Origin of the sequence: Ponticaulis koreensis DSM 19734 (genome assembly GCF_000420665.1) — a bacterium.
GTDB classification, from domain to species: domain Bacteria; phylum Pseudomonadota; class Alphaproteobacteria; order Caulobacterales; family Hyphomonadaceae; genus Ponticaulis; species Ponticaulis koreensis.
Genome location: NZ_ATVJ01000001.1, coordinates 1745588 through 1766218, shown reverse-complemented (window position 1 = coordinate 1766218; position 20631 = coordinate 1745588). Strand labels below are relative to the sequence as shown.

Annotated in this window: 16 protein-coding genes; 5 read left to right on the top strand and 11 right to left on the bottom strand. The window is 50.2% G+C overall.

The features are described from left to right. Window positions 1-68: 68 nt before the first annotated feature. From G523_RS21350 to G523_RS0109030, 9 genes are all read right to left on the bottom strand, one after another. Window positions 69-305 carry a prepilin-type N-terminal cleavage/methylation domain-containing protein gene (locus tag G523_RS21350; RefSeq protein ID WP_022694737.1) on the bottom strand — a complete coding sequence of 79 codons (237 nt, stop codon included), beginning with the start codon at window positions 303-305 and terminating at the stop codon, window positions 69-71. A 358-nt stretch (window positions 306-663) separates the two neighbouring features. Further along, on the bottom strand, window positions 664-1860 hold the full coding sequence (locus tag G523_RS0109065) for a type II secretion system F family protein (RefSeq protein WP_081648747.1): 1197 nt from the start codon (window positions 1858-1860) through the stop codon (window positions 664-666). Further along, on the bottom strand, window positions 1857-3440 hold the full coding sequence (locus tag G523_RS18725) for a GspE/PulE family protein (RefSeq protein ID WP_022694734.1): 1584 nt from the start codon (window positions 3438-3440) through the stop codon (window positions 1857-1859). The genes G523_RS0109065 and G523_RS18725 overlap by 4 nt, the downstream gene beginning before the upstream one ends. After that, window positions 3433-3909, bottom strand: a complete 477-nt coding sequence (gene gspG / locus G523_RS18720; protein WP_022694733.1) for a type II secretion system major pseudopilin GspG — start codon at window positions 3907-3909, stop codon at window positions 3433-3435. The genes G523_RS18725 and gspG overlap by 8 nt, the downstream gene beginning before the upstream one ends. Continuing rightward, window positions 3848-4540, bottom strand: a complete 693-nt coding sequence (locus G523_RS0109050) for a hypothetical protein (RefSeq protein WP_022694732.1) — start codon at window positions 4538-4540, stop codon at window positions 3848-3850. The genes gspG and G523_RS0109050 overlap by 62 nt, the downstream gene beginning before the upstream one ends. Next, window positions 4537-6507, bottom strand: coding sequence for a secretin N-terminal domain-containing protein (locus tag G523_RS20280; RefSeq protein WP_155802631.1), 1971 nt, complete (start codon window positions 6505-6507; stop codon window positions 4537-4539). Before G523_RS20280 ends, G523_RS0109050 begins: the two co-directional genes overlap by 4 nt. Window positions 6508-6886: 379 nt before the next feature. Next, the gene (locus G523_RS0109040) at window positions 6887-7429 is read right to left on the bottom strand and encodes a hypothetical protein (RefSeq protein WP_022694730.1); all 543 of its coding nucleotides are present in this window, start codon (window positions 7427-7429) and stop codon (window positions 6887-6889) included. Then, window positions 7426-10983 carry an RHS repeat-associated core domain-containing protein gene (locus tag G523_RS20275; RefSeq protein ID WP_162141041.1) on the bottom strand — a complete coding sequence of 1186 codons (3558 nt, stop codon included), beginning with the start codon at window positions 10981-10983 and terminating at the stop codon, window positions 7426-7428. The genes G523_RS0109040 and G523_RS20275 overlap by 4 nt, the downstream gene beginning before the upstream one ends. 948 nt (window positions 10984-11931) lie before the next feature. Continuing rightward, the gene (locus G523_RS0109030) at window positions 11932-12330 is read right to left on the bottom strand and encodes an Ig-like domain-containing protein (protein ID WP_162141040.1); all 399 of its coding nucleotides are present in this window, start codon (window positions 12328-12330) and stop codon (window positions 11932-11934) included. 221 nt (window positions 12331-12551) lie between these two features. Here G523_RS0109030 and G523_RS20915 point away from each other — a divergent pair, with 221 nt between their 5' ends. After that, a complete protein-coding gene (locus tag G523_RS20915) occupies window positions 12552-13001 on the top strand; it encodes a hypothetical protein (protein ID WP_155802630.1) in 450 nt (149 codons plus the stop codon). A 59-nt stretch (window positions 13002-13060) separates the two neighbouring features. Here G523_RS20915 and G523_RS0109025 read toward each other — a convergent pair whose 3' ends face one another. Then, the gene (locus tag G523_RS0109025; protein WP_155802629.1) at window positions 13061-13519 is read right to left on the bottom strand and encodes a hypothetical protein; all 459 of its coding nucleotides are present in this window, start codon (window positions 13517-13519) and stop codon (window positions 13061-13063) included. Window positions 13520-13655: 136 nt separating this feature from the next. Here G523_RS0109025 and G523_RS0109020 point away from each other — a divergent pair, with 136 nt between their 5' ends. The 4 genes from G523_RS0109020 (at window position 13656) to G523_RS21290 (ending at window position 19821) form a co-directional block, all read left to right on the top strand. Then, window positions 13656-14141 (top strand): Ig-like domain-containing protein, encoded by a 486-nt coding sequence (locus G523_RS0109020; RefSeq protein WP_022694726.1) that lies wholly within the window; start codon window positions 13656-13658, stop codon window positions 14139-14141. A 3-nt stretch (window positions 14142-14144) separates the two neighbouring features. Next, a complete protein-coding gene (locus G523_RS20270; RefSeq protein WP_022694725.1) occupies window positions 14145-18482 on the top strand; it encodes an RHS repeat domain-containing protein in 4338 nt (1445 codons plus the stop codon). A gap of 19 nt (window positions 18483-18501) precedes the next feature. Further along, window positions 18502-19179, top strand: coding sequence for a hypothetical protein (locus G523_RS0109010; RefSeq protein WP_022694724.1), 678 nt, complete (start codon window positions 18502-18504; stop codon window positions 19177-19179). Between the two features lie 516 nt (window positions 19180-19695). Continuing rightward, the gene (locus G523_RS21290) at window positions 19696-19821 is read left to right on the top strand and encodes a hypothetical protein (RefSeq protein ID WP_267879327.1); all 126 of its coding nucleotides are present in this window, start codon (window positions 19696-19698) and stop codon (window positions 19819-19821) included. 30 nt (window positions 19822-19851) lie between these two features. On the opposite strand, the gene G523_RS0109000 is transcribed toward G523_RS21290, so the two are convergent. Then, the gene (locus G523_RS0109000) at window positions 19852-20058 is read right to left on the bottom strand and encodes a hypothetical protein (RefSeq protein WP_155802628.1); all 207 of its coding nucleotides are present in this window, start codon (window positions 20056-20058) and stop codon (window positions 19852-19854) included. Window positions 20059-20631: the final 573 nt, after the last annotated feature.

The window sequence follows — 20631 nt, the reverse complement described above, 5'->3', positions numbered from 1 at the left end:
GATGCACGACAACGCCCAAATCCAAAATCGATCGAAAACGCCTGTTCCCGTCCAAATGATGGCATGACTCAGCTTGGGCGGCATTGCCTGCTCGCTGCATCAAAAACACAATTAGCATCAAGCTCTGATAGTCGGGGTCGAGATACGGGAAGATCGTTCAGTTCCGAAATCACTTCTTTGCTCCTTTCAAGCCGATCAAGAACGAGTAACTGCATCTGAACCATGGAGCCGAGATAAGTAAAAGTTAGACCCAAAATCAATAAAGCGACTAGTGTCTCGACAAGCGTAAAACCCAAATCGTTCATTGGCGCGCCTCAATGATCGCGCGTGTCAGAACCAGCTGATGTTCGCCGTCGCTTTCCCAGGATATAGTAAGGTTTTTTTGAATTAAGCTAAGTTGAGGGTGACTTCGGGCGGCCGTAACTTCAGACTGCAAATCAACCTGATACATCCGATTATGTATGACTCTTTGCTCTGAGATGTATTGCTGGGGCCCTTCAAGTAGCTCAGAGGCAATTTGTATGGCCTCGCTACGCCGTAGCGAATTTTCGGAGAGCTCTGTGGAGAGAATCTGAAGAAGCAACAAAGAAGTAGCCCCCAAAGAAAGCACGAACAACGCGACAAGCGTGTCAATTATGGCAAAACCGTTATCGGCGTGCGTTCTCAAGAAATCCCCTCACTTAAACTCAGCAAGCCTGACATAAATGACAACATAAGAACGGCGACAAATCCACCGATGACGACGACGACCGTAGGTCCCAAAATGGATGACAGTTTTTTTATCCTCGAGATTGCACTTGCTTGACAGAGTTCTCCAGCTTGCTGAAAACCCATTTCCAAATTCCCGACAGCGTCCGAAACTAAGATCAGGCGCGTAAACCGCTCGGGAAATTGCGTTTTCTCATTGCGCAGAAAAACGCCCAAAGTAACTCCATCTTTCATTGCCTCGTTCATACGAAGTAAATCGGATTTCACAGCGCCTTTGGCGACGGAACTGCTTGCTTCAATTGCAGAATTGAAGCTCATTCCAGCGCTGAGCAAGCTCCCCATAGTTCTCGCCACGGGAGCGCATCGCCAGTCCTTGTAAGCATCCTTGAAGATGGGAACTGATAAAAGAAAAACTTCACAAAGCACTCCCAAACGAAGCTGTTTGCGCAATGCAAACGACAATGCTGTTACAGCTGCGGTCGATAGCATTATCGTGCTGAAATGATCCCTCAAAAATGAACCAAATGATGATAGCATCAGGATCATTGATCCGTTTTCACTGTCTTGCAAAAGAGGCGCTATTTCAGGTGCCACAAGTACGGCCAGAACTGCAAAGGCCACAATCGCCATCATGATCACGAAAATCGGATACGCTAGCGCGTTCTCGATTTCCTTTCTCAACAAAGAGTTTGTCTTCAGATAGCTGAGGGCCTCTTCACACATGAAGCTGATGCCTGCGCCCTTTTCACCCGCAGCAATGAAAGCTCCGACAATTTCTCCTGCGCCGCCGTCACGTCGCACTGCTTGGCTAAGCAGTTCACCGGCATTTAATCTAGATCGAAGGTTCGACGTGAGCTCCAGAACCTCGTTTTTGGAAGTAGATTGTTCAACGGCTCCAAGAGCGGTCGTGAGATTAGCGCCGGCTAGGAGGAGTGGTGTCAATGCGGACAAAAATCTTTCATAGGTCGCGACCGAAACGTCATCGCTACGCTCAAATTGGTACCATCTTTTTCCATCCTCGGACCGCAGATCAAGCAGAACGCCGTCGAGCATTTCAGCTTCCATTGTTGCCAGTCGGAAAGAACTTGCTTCTAAATGACCTGATCGCCGCTTCCCATTTGGCATTAAGATGACATATCGGAACTTCTTCATTTTGAAGCCAGGCTCGCCGCGGAAGAAAAGTTAATCTCGCCGAGTGATGCCCGCCGCAGAGCCTGCGATACCAACGATGGATTATCATCAGAGCCCACTCTATTAATTTCACAAACAAGTGTACGCCCACTTACTCCTAATTGCTCGCAAGCGGGGCATCCACTCGCTTCGAATAGCATCTCCGGAGCTTCCAATCCGTGGTGAATAAACAAACTGGCCTCTGAACTCTGTACGGACCTGGATTGCCGACAATCAGTGCAGAGTTTCCCAACCAGCCGCTGCGAGACACTTCCTCTGAGGCAGGCATCGATTTTAAACCGCTCAACCCCCATGTTCTCAAGACGAGTAGGGATAGCTCCTGAATCGATTGCGTGAATGCTCGCCATCACAAAGTGCCCTGTATAGGCCGCCTGCACGGCAACAGCAGCAGTTTCTGCGTCTCGTATCTCACCCACGAGAATAACTTCTGGGTCGTGTCTTAGAAATGCTCTGAGCGTGCCCGCAAAATCGAGCCCTGCTTTTTCGGAAACTTGAACCTGCGTGACGTGATCAAACTGATATTCAACGGGGTCTTCTACCGACAGAATTTTCAGGCCTTGTTCGCGCAAAGCTTCTATACAGGCGTACAGTGTAGTGGTTTTCCCCGAGCCGGTCGGACCGGCTACTAGAAACAGCCCATCGCGGTGTTGGAGAATAGAAAGAATTTCTCCTTCATCTGTTTCTGAAAATCCAAGCGATGCAAAATCAAGGAGGCCTGTAGGCTTATCCAATAAGCGTAGAACCGCACTCTCGCCGTGAATTGAGGGAATAACGGAAACTCGCACATCGAGTTTCCTACCCTGCAAGACGAGACTGGTGCGACCGTCTTGCGGTTTGGATTTAATTCCCAGGTCCAGACCCGACACGACTTTCAACCGAGAAAGAATGGATGGTGCAGCTTCCTTGGGTTCGTAAGATATAGCCTGCAGGCGCCCGTCTACGCGGTACATAACCTCCAGACCATAAGCTTTTGCCTCGAAATGAATATCCGAAGCACCGACTTCCGCGGCATTTTCGATCCAGCCGGTGAGTTTGCGCGCTATCGGCGCATTTCGGTCCTGAGCGGAAAGTTCATTCTGTTCGCTATCCACAGTGCTGACCGTATCTTGTGATTCCGCATCTATATGAGTTAGCCAAAGCTTTCGCCACACTCCAGCGGGTAGAATGCGAACCTCAACCTTGCTACTAACCGCAAACTCTAGCGCCCTAATTGCTTCGGCATTTGTAGGGTCAACCATGCCGACAGTAAAAGCACTCTCGCTCGCATCGATGGGGAACATGAAATTGTGCCGGAAGAACTCAAGATTTAGAATACTTCCGTGCTGCAAGGCTTCCTCGCTAACGCTTGCGTCCGCGACCTGTAAACCGGTCGACTCGCGCCAGTAACTGACGAGCTTGTCATCACTGAGCGCTCCCATCTGATTGAGCGTGAGCTCGATTGAATGCCCTCGAAGTCTGGAAAGCTTCTCAGCTCTGGAAAATATACCTTCAGAGACAAACCCTTGCCGCAATAGCGGGTGCTTATACTGTACATCAGTCATTTTGCGAGAAATCCGGAAACACTATATCCGCCGCTCGTCCATCGCCGCCTGGCGCGCCATCGGCGCCGAGACTAATGACAGTCGGAATCCCGCTTGATGAAATCTCAAAACGAAGTGGAGTGCCCCATGGATCGACCAGATTATCAGGAGAACGTACGTAAGGCCCATCCCAACTCGCAACACCGTCAGGCGCGAACAGCAATACGTCCAGGCCGTTCTCGCCTTGCGGATACTGTCCAGTATCAATGTGATAGACGTCTATCGAAGCTGAAACCGTATCAAGTTGCAGTCGTGCCGCGCGAATTTTCGAGCTATCCAGCCTACCGACTATTCGGGGCGCTATTGCTGCGGCAAGAAGACCCAGAATAACCATCACGACCAGCATCTCAGTCAACGTGAACCCGGCATCACCTCGTGCTGCAGGACACGTCTTGGGTTCGTTGGTCTTCCACCCATTCCAAAATTTCAAAGGGCCGCTCCGCATTTCCCGTAAAAAGTACAATTGCCTGTAGCCTTAAACTAGGCGTTTCATCGGGCAATGTCTTCACAATTATGCGCAAAATTGCGCCCGCCAAATTACTCCTGATCTGACCTGATGCGAGTGGATCAACCGTAGAGGCGTACACCGTGAAACGATCAGCGACGCATTCTTCCAATCGTCCAGTCAATTCAAGATCACCTATGAGCTCGGTTATGGATCCAGGCGCACTTCCCAATTGCCATAAGTTCCGGTCTCTTAAAATCCGTTCGGCGTCCGTTCCAGGAGGCAGCAATCTTTGCAGATCAGTTCGAAGCTGCGCTTCATCCGCGTATAGCAGGTTCGGTCTGGCGTGTTCATTTGTGACCTCTAAAACAGCATTGGTTTCAGACACCGTCAGAAATTGAGGCCTCAGCTGTACATTTTGAGGCCGATCCAGAACCTGAAAAATCTGCTCTTCAATCAGGCTGGAAAAACTCAATTTTAAAAGCCAGAGCTGCTGCCTCGCTTGCACTTCTCTGTTTTGCGCCAGCGCCAGGTTGAAAGCCCAGACCGCCACGAGAGACATGACGGCGATGAAACCAAGCACGACTGGTGTCGCATATCCTTGCTCGCTCTTCATTCAAAATAGTCAGGCCGGACATGATTGAGCGCCTGCGCAATCTGCTCAGACAAGGTGAGATATCCTGAACGTGTATCCACGAGCGATGGCCGCAAAAGTACAATAAGCTCCGTACGACGTTCAGAATTGTTCTGTGCACGGAAAGCGCCTCCAATCCCTGGAATATCCTCGAGTAGCGGAATGCCAGTCTGAGCCGTGGACCGCGTAGAGCTGATCAATCCGCCCAGAACAGCCGTTGCACCATCAGGAACGACAAGGACGCTTTCAATCTGGCGCTGCGTGATGGTTGGGGAGTCAATATTCGAGGTCGTTGTTTCTGCGACCGCAGAAACCTCCTGTGATACTTCAATTTCAACCATGTTTTGCCCACGATAGCGGGGGCGAACCTCCAGAATGACGCCTGTGTCTCTGAAATTCACAGAATTCACCACTGGAGCATTGGAATCCGAAACACTAACCGCAGACTGCGTGATAACCGGCACCTGGTCACCGACCTGCAATCTCGCTACGCGATTATTAAGTGTCGTGACGCGAGGCGAGGAGACGATCTCCACTTCCGTCAGGTTGGACAACGCATTCACTACTGCCTGAATATTCGTATCCACGTAGGAAAGTGATGCGCCAGGGAAGCGCGCGGTCACGTCGCCGGAACTAGCATCGTTAAAATTGATCTGCAGCTGATCTTCGATAGCTTGCCATTGGACGCCGAACCGGAATCCATCTGAAAGCGTCACTTCAACGATTGTCGCCTCGATGAGAATTTGAGGTTCTTCCTGATCCAGCTCCTCGAGAAGGGATGCGAGCTCTTCGAGTTCCTGCGGGTCACCTCGCGCCAAAATCGCATTGCGTGATCTGTCGACCGAAAGCCTCAATCCATTTGCTAAGCCGCCTGACGATGTTTGAGAACCATCTCCAGCATTCTGAGTGGCTGATACCCCTGCCTCGGTATCGGAAAACAAGTCGGATACACCTTCCAGCAGAGCGTCTGCATCCAGAAAACGAGCCTCATAAACAAAAATACGGCGGTTCGCATCATCGCTATAGGCACGGTCAATTGTGACGAGAAAGTCGCGTATTGGCTCCAGTCGATCTGCCTGGTTGGAAATGACCAGCAATGATTGCGATGCGCCAAGAGGAATAAACTGAACTCCACCCAATTGCGAAAACACAGGCTCCAATTGCTCAACTGCCTCGGTCGGGGTCAGGTCACTCAGCGGCAAAATCATGTAAGAAACGGCCCGCAGCCAGTCGACGTCAAGAGAACGGGCAACTGCGAACACCTCTGCCACAGCACGCGCAGTGCCCGAGATGGCGACTGCGTTGAGCTCAGTATCTGCACGAACACGCAAACCGTTTGCGACAACCGGCTCAATCAATCGCGTAAAGCGTTCCGCTTCGAGGTAACTCAGGAAAAGAATTGCCGTTCCGGTGTCCCCTGCCAGCTGCCCTGTGGTATCTAATACTGAAACGGTCGAAGATGACGCTTCCGGTGGTGGACCGCGAGATACAATGTAAACACCGCCAGAATCCTGAAGATAGTAACCTTGCGAGGAAAGGATCGCGTTCAGCGCGGTTATCGCTTGTTCCACCGTCCGGATACCGGATAACCGGACTGAAAACTGGGAACTAAAGGACGGATCGACAAAGAAAGATGCTCCAAATCCGTCACCGAGCACTTCGGCCAAAATAGTTTCGAGACGCGCGTTATCAAATATGAAGGATTGGCCTGCGCCAGACCCACTATTGCTGTTGTCATCAATGTCCTGCTGAGCGCGTTCAAAGAGTCCGTGGTTCCCTTGCGAGACCCAGGCATCTAAAACGTGAGCCTCTGGAAAGTCTGAAGTTTCCGACGTTCTTTCATGAGATGGTCCTGATGGAACTTGGAACTGTCGCAGGGCATCATTTTCCATGCGGTCAGACGATTGCAGGCTCGAACACGCCGCCGTGAACGTGAATAAGATAGCCAAAAAAGCGCTTTTACTCGGCCCGAGACGCAACAAACTTCTCCCAACGATTTGATCCAACTTCTGTAAAAAATGACACCAATCAAACCGAAAAGTTCAGTCAGCACGCCCTAAGCACAATTGATCGGTTTGTTTGAAATTATTCGGCTTTCATCGAATTGATCGATATTTGATGCAATACCGAAACTTAGAAATGCGTGGAAAGTTTACACCAAAGCGCTCAGCCCTTTTTTACAACTAAAACGCTATAAGAGCGACTACCACTTAAAGTGATTACTCAAAGTCCAAAAACTACCGATCATCAAGGTCATAGAGCAAGTAAAAAGACTTATCTTCTAGCGTGGAAACAGCAAGTGCGCCAACGTAAAAGAGCGCATCGCCTCTATCGACCTGTGGCAGGCAAAGTAATGAACACCCCGAGCAACTCAACACTCGCCAAAGTTTCTTCGCATATGATCTGGTCAACAAAACAATTCGGCGGAATACTATCAGTATCAAAAACAAAGCTCACATTCACGTCTGAGTATAATGAATATATCCCCCCATCCTCTAAAGTTAAAATCTTAGCATAATTTGGATAACTATTCTCGATGAATCTAAACTGGTCGCGAACGCAAAAGTTAGGCCCGCAATAACTTGAGTCTTTAATAAATATTGCTTCAACAACAGAGCTATATGTTACTTCAACGAGGATATCGTTTTCACACACTCTTATTTCCCGGCGGGATAAGTCAGAGTCGGCATCCGCCAGCAAATCAATCGAATTCGAATAGATGTCTGCTTCCAATTGCGCTCCCAGCTCTATCTCGCAAAAGCCTGTTGCAACTCCATTCTCAAAATCTATTTGTCCTTCGAAAGGGTGTCCATTAACACAACCACCTGCGATAACGGCGATAAAGATCACGAATAATACATTTCGGTTCATGGACCTGTCGCCCTATTCCAATCTTCGTAAAACTGCGTACCACGTCCGACATCTCTTTGATCAACATGCACAGCGCCAGTCGGATAAAGGTTCACTCTCTCAAATCCGCCATTTTCAATGGCTGCACGCGACAACTCTCGTCCTGTCATCCCATTGACGGAAATGTCCGCGGCATCTCCCACATCATGTTGAGAACGATTCGCAACGAAATTAGCGTTAGAACGTCGGAGTACATCCTGTTGCGCCGGTGTTCTAATACCACTGTGAACATCAACAGTCTCACCAATATCTTCGGATAAATCAAGAAGTTTCCCCCGCATCGCTTCCGACACCGTCGCCGCGACTCCGGGGCGTGTTTGAGTTTGATCCAACCGCCGAATGCTGCCGGTGGGGACTGCACTTCCCTCATCAGCTATACCGCCAAAACTTAGATGATATCGAGTATCAGTTTCTGAATTATCTGAGCCCCCTACTGTCGATATCACATCGTACTCCCTGACAGCCTCTGGCTCAGGCTTTTCAGTACTGATCATACCCGTGGGGTCGACCAGATTAAACGGATCATTTCCGACATAAGTGTATAAATTCATCTGGTCTTCATAGCCAATCGGATCGACCTGCATGAAACGCCCAAGTTGCGGATTATACATGCGTGCCCGGTAGAACAGAAGATCGATTTCCGGCAGATACATCTGCCCCGTATATGAAAACCGGCCAAGATTATTCGGATCCGGAATACCGAAGACATCATAATTGTTGACCGTGTACGAAGTACCGGCATCATTGGCGACTGCGATGACCGACCCCTGACGATCCCTGATCAAATGGTTCCGGGTAGAGGCATTCAGCGCAGTTCCTTCATACCAGACAACAGGCACATCGACACCAACGCCATGCACATAGCGGCGGAGAATGTTGTTTGAGCCATCGAGTTCCAGCACGAGGCTGTCACCGTCATACACAAACCGGGTGATCGTTCCGCCTGAATTGATCTCGTAAAGTCGGCCATGCGGATCGTAACTCAACTGCGCACCTGGCGCGGCAACCAGCCTGTTCAGGGAGTCATACGTATATGTGTCAGAGCCGATATCCGTGAGATTGCCGTTAGCATCATAATCCAGTGACATACCGGCAATCGCGTCATACTGGTTCAGGCCATTCGTCTGGTAGGAGCCAGAAAGATTGTCATTATTGGTATTCAGGAAGGCTGTATTCGAGACCTGACGCGAAGTGAGTTGGTTCGCCGGATTGTAGGAATAAATCTCTTCGAGCTCGAGCGTACCGTCTATCTCAAAATCATATTCTAGTTCGCGCGTTCGATAAACACCGTCAAAGCGCGGTAGAATTCTTGTAAAGCGGTTCCGGGAAACATTCATGCGCCCCGCATTGTTGTAGTTGCGATAATGAACCCAGAAACCGCCGTTTTCGCGAACAAAAGTCGGACGATTCAGCGTGTCATAATCGAAAGTGAAATAAGGCCCGTCAGGGTGATTTATGCGCGTACGATTCCCGACCGCGTTATATTCATAGCTGAGTTGATGATTTCCCGTGAGTGAGCTCGATGTTGAGCTCAATCGACCCATTGTGTCATAGGTGTTGGTGGTACCAGCGCCGCCCACACTACCATAGCGTGCCGTGAGCTCAAGCCCGCGAAGGTCGTACGTATAGTAAACGTCCTGCCCACTTTCCGGTACGTTCCTGAGCGTCATCCGATTCAGGCTGTCGTAAGAATACGTAATTGTCTGGCCCGCGCGGTTGCGGAACTGTGTGCGGTTTCCGTTCGCATCATACAGATATTGTTCATAGTCTGCATTGTTGACGCTCCCCGCGCTCGACAGCGCGGAAGATGGCGTAGATGCGTCAAAATTGCTCGGACGAGTTTGTGACGGGAACACCCAGCGATACAGACGGTCCAGCCCGTCATACTGTCTTTGAGCTCTGTTACCGTTCGCGTCGACAATGTACTCCATCTGACCGGAATTAGTGTAGCTGTAGGTCGCGTAAGCTCTTTCTACGCTCGTTCCGACGCCCTGTCGGATTTGGATGAGCTGCCCCGCATTATCATATATGTTCTGCGTGATCCGGTCCGGTCCGTCTGTGCCCTGGGTGCCAAGTACGCAAGCATCCGTCGGGAGAGATGCGAAGATAGAAGAGTTCATTCTGGTCGCAGAACAGTCCAGACGCCACATATTGTCATAGCTGTTTTGAGACACATTAAAGATCGTGCCGGTCGCGCCCTGACGCAATCTCGTCTCAACAACCTGATCCCGGTTGTTATAGTCGGTCTCAACGGTCGTGTAGATCGTAAAGCCTGTCCAAATCTCTGGATCGACAGCCGCGGACTGCAAAGTGTTGAGAACCCCCGACTGCGTAGCGGTTGCGCGCCCGGACATGTCATAGATAATCCGCTCTGCCGGCAAGACGCGAACGCCTGCGCCATCCGGGTCAGGTGAAATAGTGCCAGTTCTCCTCCGGGATACGTCATATCTGTAACTCGTGGTGTCAGCCGTTCCAGGCAAAGGGCCGTCTTCCGAGATCAGGTTTCCGACTGCATCATAGCCAAATGTTGTCGTCGCTGCCACGTTGTCGGAATCCACGGTTTGGCTTATCAGCTCATATGCTGTTCGCGAGGATGATGACGATGACGTATAGTGGTAACCGGTGCGGACACGGTCTCCAGAAGCACAAGTATAACCAAAGTTTATACTGGTACCTGTGATGTTGGACGTGAGACAAACGACGTCTGCGGTTTTCAGATAAGCTCCACCAGGCATTGTGACACCTGTCGGCACGTTCACCGAAGGTGCCGCGTGAAAGGAACTGTAATCATGGCGGGTGACGGCCCTCAAATTGTTCTGATCCGCCGGAGACAATTGAACTAGCAATCCTCCGTGTGCGAATGAATATTGAAAATCTGTTCGAGCGCCACGTCCGTCTTCAATATAAGTCGGTTTGTTGCAAACACGGTAATTGGACGTCGTGCAGTTAGGATAACCAGCTGTCATTACAATATCAGCCAGACCTGATCCAGCGCGAGCTTCTTGCCGGACTTCTGTAATGTTACCTCTGGCATCATAGGTCTGGGATGACGTCATCCCGTCCCAGGAGACCGACAACATCCGAAACCGACTGTCCCACGTGTAATTTGCAACTCGGCCCAACGTGTCTGATACAGATGAAGGTACAGGTTTTGGCGGGAAATAGCTGCCCGGCGCCGTCATTGCATCGTTAGTGACGGTCGCTTCATCATAGTCGCTCCAATAATTTTCTGATGCACCATTGGGATAGGATACTTCAGTTCGCGTACGGAAGCTCAGGTCGTACTCGTAGGTCGTGAGCTGCCCCAAATGATCAGCTTGCGAATCCACCCGGCAGGAATAGTAAACCACGTTGCTTTCAACAAAAAACTCACCGGGCGAAGAGTATTGATTGATCATCAATGGCACGGACGGCGCATGCGGATGACGGACCGATTGCAAATAGCGTGCCGAGGTGAAGTGTGTCCCGGTATCGTTGCATCCTACATAATCGTAGAATGTATCTTCGCCTGACATATCAGTAAATGTTCTTAGCCTTGGAACTTGCCCATGTTCAGGGTCGGAAACCGTATCGTATTCATAAAAAACACTCGCGAAAGCACCGACAGTGCAGTCAGTGGCTCCTGAAACACAGCTCAACCGTGAGGCGCTAACGCTTTCAATCAATCGCCGATCTATGTCATTTCCTGTGGTCGTGTTTGGATTGACGTAGTCAAATGACAGGCGAAAGCCTCGTGAATTTGTGACGTGGATGAGCCGATTGCTCCACAAGGAGCCGCGTTTGTATGGCTGGTAGTCAAAAGTAAGGAATTCGCCATTCGGAAATTCGACATAGTTTACGAATGCAGAAAACTGAGGGCCTGTCGGATTGTTTGTATATTCTCCGATTGCGTAGCCTTCAATCAAATCAAAAAATGCAATTATTCCATTTCGACCGACAAAGCGTACTCTGTTTCCATTGTTTGGACCGGCGACAATCTCTATTGACGAGCCATTGGCATCATCAATCACCATCCCGCCATTCAAACTTGGATATCCTTGAAACTCGTAGGTTTGACCTAGCAAAACGACTCGAGTCGGAGCGGGCGACTGCGTGTTAAGGTAAACATAGCCATTGTAGTTATGATCAAATCCAACACCAAACGGCCCCGATATAGTGTGAAGAGAACTCCAAACATCCGAGGTCGACGCATAAGTCCGCTGCAGAGACAACGTAGCGTTAGTTCCAGAGTACCCTGTCGACAGGTCTTCATTAGAAATGTTGAACGCGCCCGTTATCGGATTTACGCCTTGTGCCGTAACGAGATTATTTGTTAGTGGAGGAGGCACAGTAAGAGCCAGCTCGCTTTGAGCCACCGCGTCGACTGAAAACAGAGAAACGACCATTACCATTGTTAACAATAGGCGACGTGTCAAAGCGCTCATGGTAGTATCCCGCCGTTTTAGGTAAAGTTAGGTTCAATTTTACAGTTCAACGATGATGTGGAGCGAGCCACTGGCCGTGCCGCCATTTCCATCACTTACTGTGAATGTGTAGGTCACTTCATCGCCGTCATTGGGCGGAGCGCAGTAACTCCACGACGCACCTCCGTTGACGATGGCCCCGCTTGAAACGAATGTATATATCAGAGGGTCCCCATCCGGATCTGATGCGACGTAGATTGCGTGAAGCATGCTGTCGCATTCGCCGGGATCAAAGTACCAGGTCAGATTCTGCGCAATAGGCGGCTGGTTGCCTCCCGAGCCGGCAACAGACATGTTTGTTCGGTTTCCGGCATCATCGAGTTCATAGCTGCGATCCCCTGCATGTGGATCTACCACCTCAATTAGCCGACCGAGTGCGTCGTACTCATATGTGATCAATACTGATTGCGCAGAGGCGTTATAAACACTCGCACTAAACGCCAAAATGGAGCACAAGTTTCTGAACTTCAAACGCCCCTCCACTACAAAATCCTAGCTATAGATTATTCACAATTTCAATTTCAGGTGTGAATTTTTTATGACAGCGCGTCGCCAGCTATTGTCATTTATGAAAAGGCGAGACTGTGATGCGGGTAAGTTTCTTTTTGGAGCGAAAACGTATGAAATTTGTATCAGTGACCAAGTGTTTAGTTTTTTGCGCAGCATTTAGTTTTTTTGTACCAAATTCATTTGCGCAAAACTGCGACTTTCAGGGGCGCTACTCTAAAACCTGTGTCAGAAGTCTCGAAAGTGACAGAGTAGGAGGAGTTCTGCTGATCTGGTCAACCAGAGAAGCTGCAACCTGCTCACAACTCACCGATACAGCCGAAGTCACCGCGCATCAGTTCTGTGCAGTACAAAATGGTTCTTCCAGCCTCTCGTCAACGGCATCTGGCCTCGGCGGACTAGCCCTACAATGCGAGGGTGCAATCGGTGCAAATTTTGCTTCAGATCGCGACGAAATGTTGACCGAGCTGCTAAATGACGGGACTGAAAGTATTCTGACTTCAGGCTTTCCTTCGCCGCCAGAGGGGGCCACGCTCGCTTATTCGAAGTTTGTTTGCCAGTGATCGCTCAACTGCAAGCTGCGGAGGAAAATCTCCGCATAGTGATCACTTTTTCGCACGGCTCAATCGCAAAGAAATTTTGAGTATGCGAGTGTGGAATTTGTCGCCGGCGTTGGAAATCCAGAACTGGCCAAGTTTCCAGTCCCATCATTCAAAAGCTGCGTCAGGGCCGCATCTCGGTCTTCTATATAGGATCCCTGAATGGTCCCCTCGCAGGTTAACGGGACCGCTCCTGCCGCGGCGCTATGATTGGCTCGAGTTCCATTGACCATCTCGCTCGTACAGTACTGATGTGCCGTAAAGTTTGCCGTATCAACGAGTTGACCACAGCTGGCGCCCTGGTTTGGCATCCAAATCAAAAGTACCCCTCCGTTCCGCTCTCCTGCGAGAGCCTCTACGCAAGTATTTTCATAAGATCCCACGAAGTCGCAGCTTTCTGCATTTGCCATCGCGCAGCACACAGCAAAGCCCAGCAAGATTGTTGTTGTCTGACGCAATATTGCAAATTCAACACGAAACATGACCACCTCCCAAAACTTTAATTTAAGGATTTTGGACGGCATATTTTTAAATGTCTAGTAGAACAATTTTCAACTTAAAACATTGACGAGAATTTTTTACTGTTGCAGCTTATGTTGGTTCTGGAGGGGCAATATCTTGAAGTTAACCCATTCCCTGGCAGCGTTGATCACGCTTCCGGCAGCTATCAGTGTACAATTCGTAGTAAATGCGCAGTCGGCGACAGTGACTTACGAGTATGATGCGCACGGTCGATTGATTCTCGAAACCAACCCGGAAGCGGGAAATCTCTCTTTCGAGTACGACGATGCTCACAATCGAGTCAGCGTTGATACGCCATCCGGAATGGTCCCAAATCAGGCACCAGTCGCGTCCGATCAGAGCATTTTTCTTTCTCCAGGTCAGTGCACTAATTTTACCGCTACCTATTTGGCATATGATCCAGACGGAGATCCGATAACGTTCACAAACGTTACCACGGGCAGCATCTATAATAACAACACTCAATGGTATTTCTGTGTTCCAAACAGCCCCGGCAGTTACGGTTGGACATACACTGTGTCTGACGATCAGGGCGCGACAGATACAGGTGAATTGGTCGTTTGGGCATTGGAGAGCTTTTAGGAAATGATGACGAAAAAATTTCTTCACGGCTGCATGCAGTCTGTCGTCGCGCTGTTCACCGGTCTTGCGCTCTCGGTTTTCGCTCCTCAGGCCGCAGCCGGTTTCACCTTCGATGGCGGCGATTATGACCCAACGCCGGAAGTTGAGACGGTTCAGGTGTTTGGAGGGAATGGTGTAAACCTCTATACGGGGCGCTTCAGCCGGACTTTCGCTATGGCGGGTATTGGTGACTCCGGCGGTGAGGGCGGTTTTACCTATTCCTTATCAGTGTCTGATGGGCAGGCGCGCGGCAATCTTGATGGTCACCTGTATTTTGATGACGTGACGGATCGTTACATTGTCCGTCTTGGCAGCTCAGTTGCGCAGTTCGAATCGTCGAACGGCACGAGCGAGCCCGAAGTAACATCGGCGACCTATACCCCGTTCCGCCCTAGCCCTGCAAGCCTTGAGCGCGACTGGACGGATTATGATGCCGCGAATGATGAACTCGGCACGTTTACATACACATCTGCGTCCGGCGTTGTCGCTGAGTTCGGCATGCTGGACGGCACAACGAATGAAGCCGAACTTCTTTCAATGACCTATCCGAATGGTGAGGTCTGGACGTATACTGGAGCTAACATTCAAAGCTCTCTTGGCTATCAGTATCGCCGCGATGACGACAACACGCTTTTGAACCTGGGTTACGCCTGGTGTTCAATGTCGACGGATGATTGCGTGGGATACCCGAATGCCTCATGGCCGAATTCCTCTGCCTTCACAAACGCCGCGGGTGAGACGTTCACCTTCACAGAAGGCTCGCAAGGCCCAAACGGTTACAGTCTTCACCTTACATCACCCGAAGGCTATACCATGACCGCATATCTGGATGGCCCGAATGGTAAAGTAACCCGCATTATTGAGGGTGGCGTCAGTACCTATTACACCTATAGTGTCCTTGGGTCCTATTCCGTGACCCAAGTGACCGCGAACTCAGGGCACACAGTACTCTACACCTTTGACGGCGATGGAAACACAATTGGAGTTGAGCGCCGAGAAACAGGTCAGTCCTCAGGGCCAATCACAACCTATGATTACACTGACGACAATCAGGTCGAAGTGATAACCTTTCCTGAAGGGAACCAGACAGAGTACGTTTACGACACTTTAGGACGCGTAACAGAAGTTCGACAGATCGCGTCCGCTGGGTCAGGTTTGGCGAACATTGTTACCAAATACAGCTACTACGCGTGCAACTCCACAACCTTCCGGTACTGCATGCGCCCACGTTTTGTGTGGGATGCGCGGGACCGAGTTACCCGGTATGAATACGACAGCGATCATGGTGGAGTAACGGAAATCCGATCTCACCAGACCGCGGCCGGATCAGGAGAATTTCTCAAACAGAATTTTGAATACGAGCAATTTTATCCTTGGTTCCGAAATAGCACGAGTTCAACATTAATTCAGGGATCGACACCAGTCTGGAGACTGGAGCAAGCACGCTCCTGCACAGTGTCAACATCTGACGGAGATTGCCCGACATCCGGTTCTGACGTCCGGATCACCGATTACTATTACGAGACAGGCAGCGCGTCCGTTCCGAGCAATGTTCGTCTCGACCATGTCACAACCCGCTCAGGCGACAACTCTGTAATCCGAACTGTTTCGTTCGACTATGATCATTGGGGCCGCCTTGAGTATCAGGATGGACCAATCGCGGGTGATTCAGACACCATTCGCATAGAGTATGACGAAATGGGTCGCGTGCTCCGCTCGACCGGAGCAGACCCGGATGGTGCAAGCTATCTGGAGCGCCAATATCAGCAGACTGTCTATGATGATGACGGTCGCGCCGTTCAGGTTCAGGTCGGCCGCGTGTCCGGTATCGGCACATCGCGCTCGTTCACGGTGATTGGTAATGCATTCATAGATTTCGACACTCACGGCCGCCCAATCGAACAATGGACGACCGATGCATCTGCAAATGTCCTGTCACTGAACCAGGTCTCATATGACACCTATGGGCGAGTGGACTGCTCGGCTGTTCGCATAGAACCAGCCAACCAGGGGATGCTTCCATCGTCGGCATGTAGCCTCATCACGGGAGGCTCGGGACCGCTGAACGATTCCATCACCAAATATTATTATGATAACTTCAGCCGCATATATCGTGTCGATAGTGGCTATGGCCATGACGAAGCGTTCAGTCAGTACACAACATATAATGACAATGATCAGACGTTGACCGTTCAGGATGGCGAAGGAAACCTCACAACGTACGAGTATGATGGTCTTGGCCGTCTCTTCCGTACCTATTTCCCACACCCAACTTCTGCCGGCAGTTCAACGACAGATTACGAACAGATAAACTATCTGCTCTTCAGCGGCCGTTCGACACCATATATAACGAGCCGTCGACTGCGTGATGGTCAGACAGTCAGTTATAATTATGACAATCTGGCACGTGTCATCACTGTCAACGCACCGGGAACGGTGAATGATCAGACGATCACCTATGATTATCTTGGGCGCCGGGAATCTGTCACAGTAAACGGCTCCAGTGTCACGTTTAACCGTGACGCGCTCGGCCAGCTGACATCAGAAGTCACATCCGCGGGCACGGTAAGCTATGCTTATGATGCCGTTGGTCGCCTGCAACAGATGACCTATCCGGACAGCTTCTACGTCACATACACGACCGACAATCTGGGCCGCACGACTCAAGTCCGCGAAAATGGTTCAACTGTGCTGGCAACCATCGCTTATGATCAGTATGGGCGCCGAAGCTCGCTGACACTCGGCAATGGCGTCACGACAAATTACGGCTTTGACGAAGCAAGCATGCTGTCAGACCTTGATTTCAGCCTCCCATCCGCGTCCGGCTATAATCAGCAGGTCGATTTCGATTACACCTCTGTCGGTCAGATCGCATCGCGTACCACGAACAACACAGATTATCTGATTTCGGCGCAACCGCTCGGCCCGACAGACTATAGCCTGAACAATTTGAACCAGATCACGTTGATCGATGCCACAAGCACCTCCTATGATGCGCGTGGCAATATGACGAGTGATGGCGCAACCAGCTATACCTATGATGTATTCAACCGGATGACGGATGCAGGCAGTGTCGACCTTGCTTACGACCCTATCGGGCGTCTGCAGGAAATTGATTCAACTGCGGATACCGAATTCGTCTATGCGGGGGCCCAGCTCATTTTGGAGAAAAATACATCCGGCACCGTGCTGCGTCGTTATGTGCATGGTCCTGGCATGGATGAGCCGCTCGTCTGGTATGAAGGCGCTGCTGTTAACAATACAACGCGGCGCTATCTCACTTCGGATGAACGTGGTTCCGTGGCGCTGATCACGAACAACTCTGGCGGTGTGATCAATATCAACACCTATGATGTGTTTGGTATTCCGGATGCGGGCAATATTGGGCGCTTCCAGTATACCGGCCAGCTCTGGATCGAAGAGATCGGCCTCTATTACTATAAAGCCCGCATCTACAATCCGGAACTCGGCCGCTTCATGCAAACAGATCCGATCGGATATGGCGACGGCCTCAACATGTACAATTATGTGGGCGGCGATCCAGTGAATGCGACCGATCCGTGGGGCTTGGAAGGAAGAGGCACTACGTACGACAATTGTGTTAGGGGCAGGACTGTCCCTACCTCCAATGGGACGCATACCGATTTCTCTTGTTGGGACAATTTTGGCGCCGCAACTAATCAGAACAGCGGGTTCACAAATGCTGGTGTATCAGCCAGTGTTTTTTCGGGAAATGATAACGTTTCCGGTTCGGTTCACTTAGGAGCCGTTAACTCGGAGGTGGCTGTTTGTCTCGCGAGCGGTGGAGACGCAGGAATGTGTTATGGGATTTCAAATCAATGTGATGAGGCCACAACCTCAGGGCCCACTTTTCGTCGGTTACGTTTGTCAACTGCTAACGGCCATGTTAGGGTTTCAGGCGCCAACACATATCTTGAACGAGCGGGAGTTATGAGCCTCCCAATGCTGCCAAAAGATCTTTTATCTGCTGATACATTGATTTTTGTTGCCGATATGATGGCTCTTGTAGATTGGCTCGACAGCCGATCCCATCAGCCAGATACGAGAGTATATCGTTATGGTGATATACATTACAGAATTACTGATGCTACTGGCTATAGTGAGTCAGGTTCGCACCCGCTCCTGACAAATCAACCATTTAGCTTTGCATTTGATGGTCTAAGAGGAGAAGTCGAACTGGAGTACAGTATTTATCGCTGGGGCTCCGTTAGCGGAGGTCGAGATCGTGTCGCCGCATGCGGGGGAGGGCCTTCAAACGCGTACTCTTCGAGTAGGTTTTAGCTATTGGGAGCGTATTAAAATGAATTCTTTCTTTAAGTGGCTTACCCTGCTGACCTGCATTTCAATATTTGGATGTTCGGAAGCTCAAGTCTCAAACGAGTCGTGGGAAATTGATGATTTCATGCGGGTTATCCCTGCGCCTGAGCTCGTTAGTGGAGGGGTGCATTACCAAGAAGAAATAATCTGCTTTTGGCGCTACCGGCCCCCAAGTTACAATCAACTTTGGGGGGTGGTATTAGATACCCGTAATGTTGGGAGAGCTGAATTCGATAATTCAGTAGTCTCGGAAGATCTCGTGGGCATCGCAATCGCAAGTGTTTTTGCGAACTGCAACAATCCAATCAATATTTCGCCATATTACGGTCACGAGAATCCTCAGGCAATGCAGGTACCAAGATTTCGAGACGATCCGCTGTGGAGTTTCTACCAACTGGAGCTGTCCGAAGATCGAGGCGATTTCGATTGGGGGATCGACGTTTATGAGCTCGCTCAGCGACTGGGGCATCCCATACAAGCATCGTGCTTACATGAGCGGACGATTTTCATAGCGCTCTCAAATTTAGAGCCTTCACCTTGGCGCAACAACGAACTCCATTTTTTGAATGTGCACTGGCGAGTATTGAATGCAGAGAGAACGGGTGAAATGTGGCAGACGGTGACCTCAGATGGAATTGAAAATTGTAGAGCTGAAAACTGAGCTGCCAGCTTCGGTCACCAATGGCACCTTCAACTAACGAAAGTCTGTTTCGTTGAGGTGATTTGCGGGGACGACGTGAGACGGGCTAGTTTGTTCCAGATTAAGTGCGTCGCGTGTTCAGGCGATTTCCTTCAAAGATTTATCAAAATGATATCTATTAAAAATCATTTTTCTCGTTCTTAAGGCTCGGTGGCGGCAGCCCATCCTTCCTGAGCTGCATATGCTACGTTTTACAAGTGGCGATCGAAACATAACGGCACGGCAATGTCTGAGGTCAAGCGTCTGAAATCGCTTGAGGGTGAGAGCGAGCCCGAGGCGCCAATGGTTCAAGCCTTTGGCCAACGCGGCTGAAGAAGCTGCTGGCGAACTCGACTTCCCTTGTGAGTGAGCATGTGGAAATTGAATACATTGTTTGTCTTTCCCTGATCGCCATGCATGCTTTTGTTCATTTGATGCTTGCGCTGGTGCATCTTTGGCCGAAAGTTGAAAAATTTTTTGGCGCGCAGAAAATGCAAATTGGCCAAAGCGTATGCATGGATCAGTGTTGCTGCATTGATGCCGATCGTAATCCTGATCTCATCTGCGCCGCTTCTCTACTATGGATACAATTGGCTAGAGTACACCGAGCCATACTGGACGTGAGGCCTGAGGCCTCCTTTCGACTTGCGGTGACTAACGAGATCGCGTTTTTTCTATTCTTAATCGACGATAGCGTTCAGCGCTTTGGTTTCCACTGCGTTCTTCAATTTCCGCGTCATAACCATTCGGAAGCTCCAGGATAAAGTCATGCGCGCCCGCAAGTTCAGCGGCTCTGATGACGTCATCCATGGAAAGCGAGGGATTGGCGATGGCCATGTTGTCGCGAACGCTACGGCTCAATAGAATGTTCTCGATGCGACCGAAAGACTGGCTGAAGCGAGCTTTCAGTATCTGGATAGATTTTACAAATCGCCGCTCTCACAGACCCAGATCGATTTGTTTACAGGGGAATTTTTGACGATAAAGGCGCTCCTTCTTGCCCAAAAAAATAGCAAACTATGCGAGGAAAGCGAAATTTACCCTGATCCTCCTGAAGGGATCGATGGGTGTAGGGAGAGCGAAGCCTCCATGATGTTGGGTGTCGGGCGCCGTTACCTTGACCGCTGATGAAACGGACGCGCGTTTTGAGTGATTAATCGACGATACGATTAGTTGGATGACCGAAGACACACGATCTGGAACGGAAACTGGAGTGGAGCTGGCTCAAGCCATCCACGTAAGCTAAAGTGTAAGAAGTGAGCCTGAGGGCATCCAATCGCCTGGGGGAAGTTTGAACGGGGGCGCGGCACGGAGCAGCCCCTTTCAACAAGATGGTGGCGGGAGGTACGACCAACACACATCTTGCATAGCGGCGGACCGAAGGTACGCACATCTCGCATAGCGGCGGACCGAAGGTACGCACATCTCGCATAG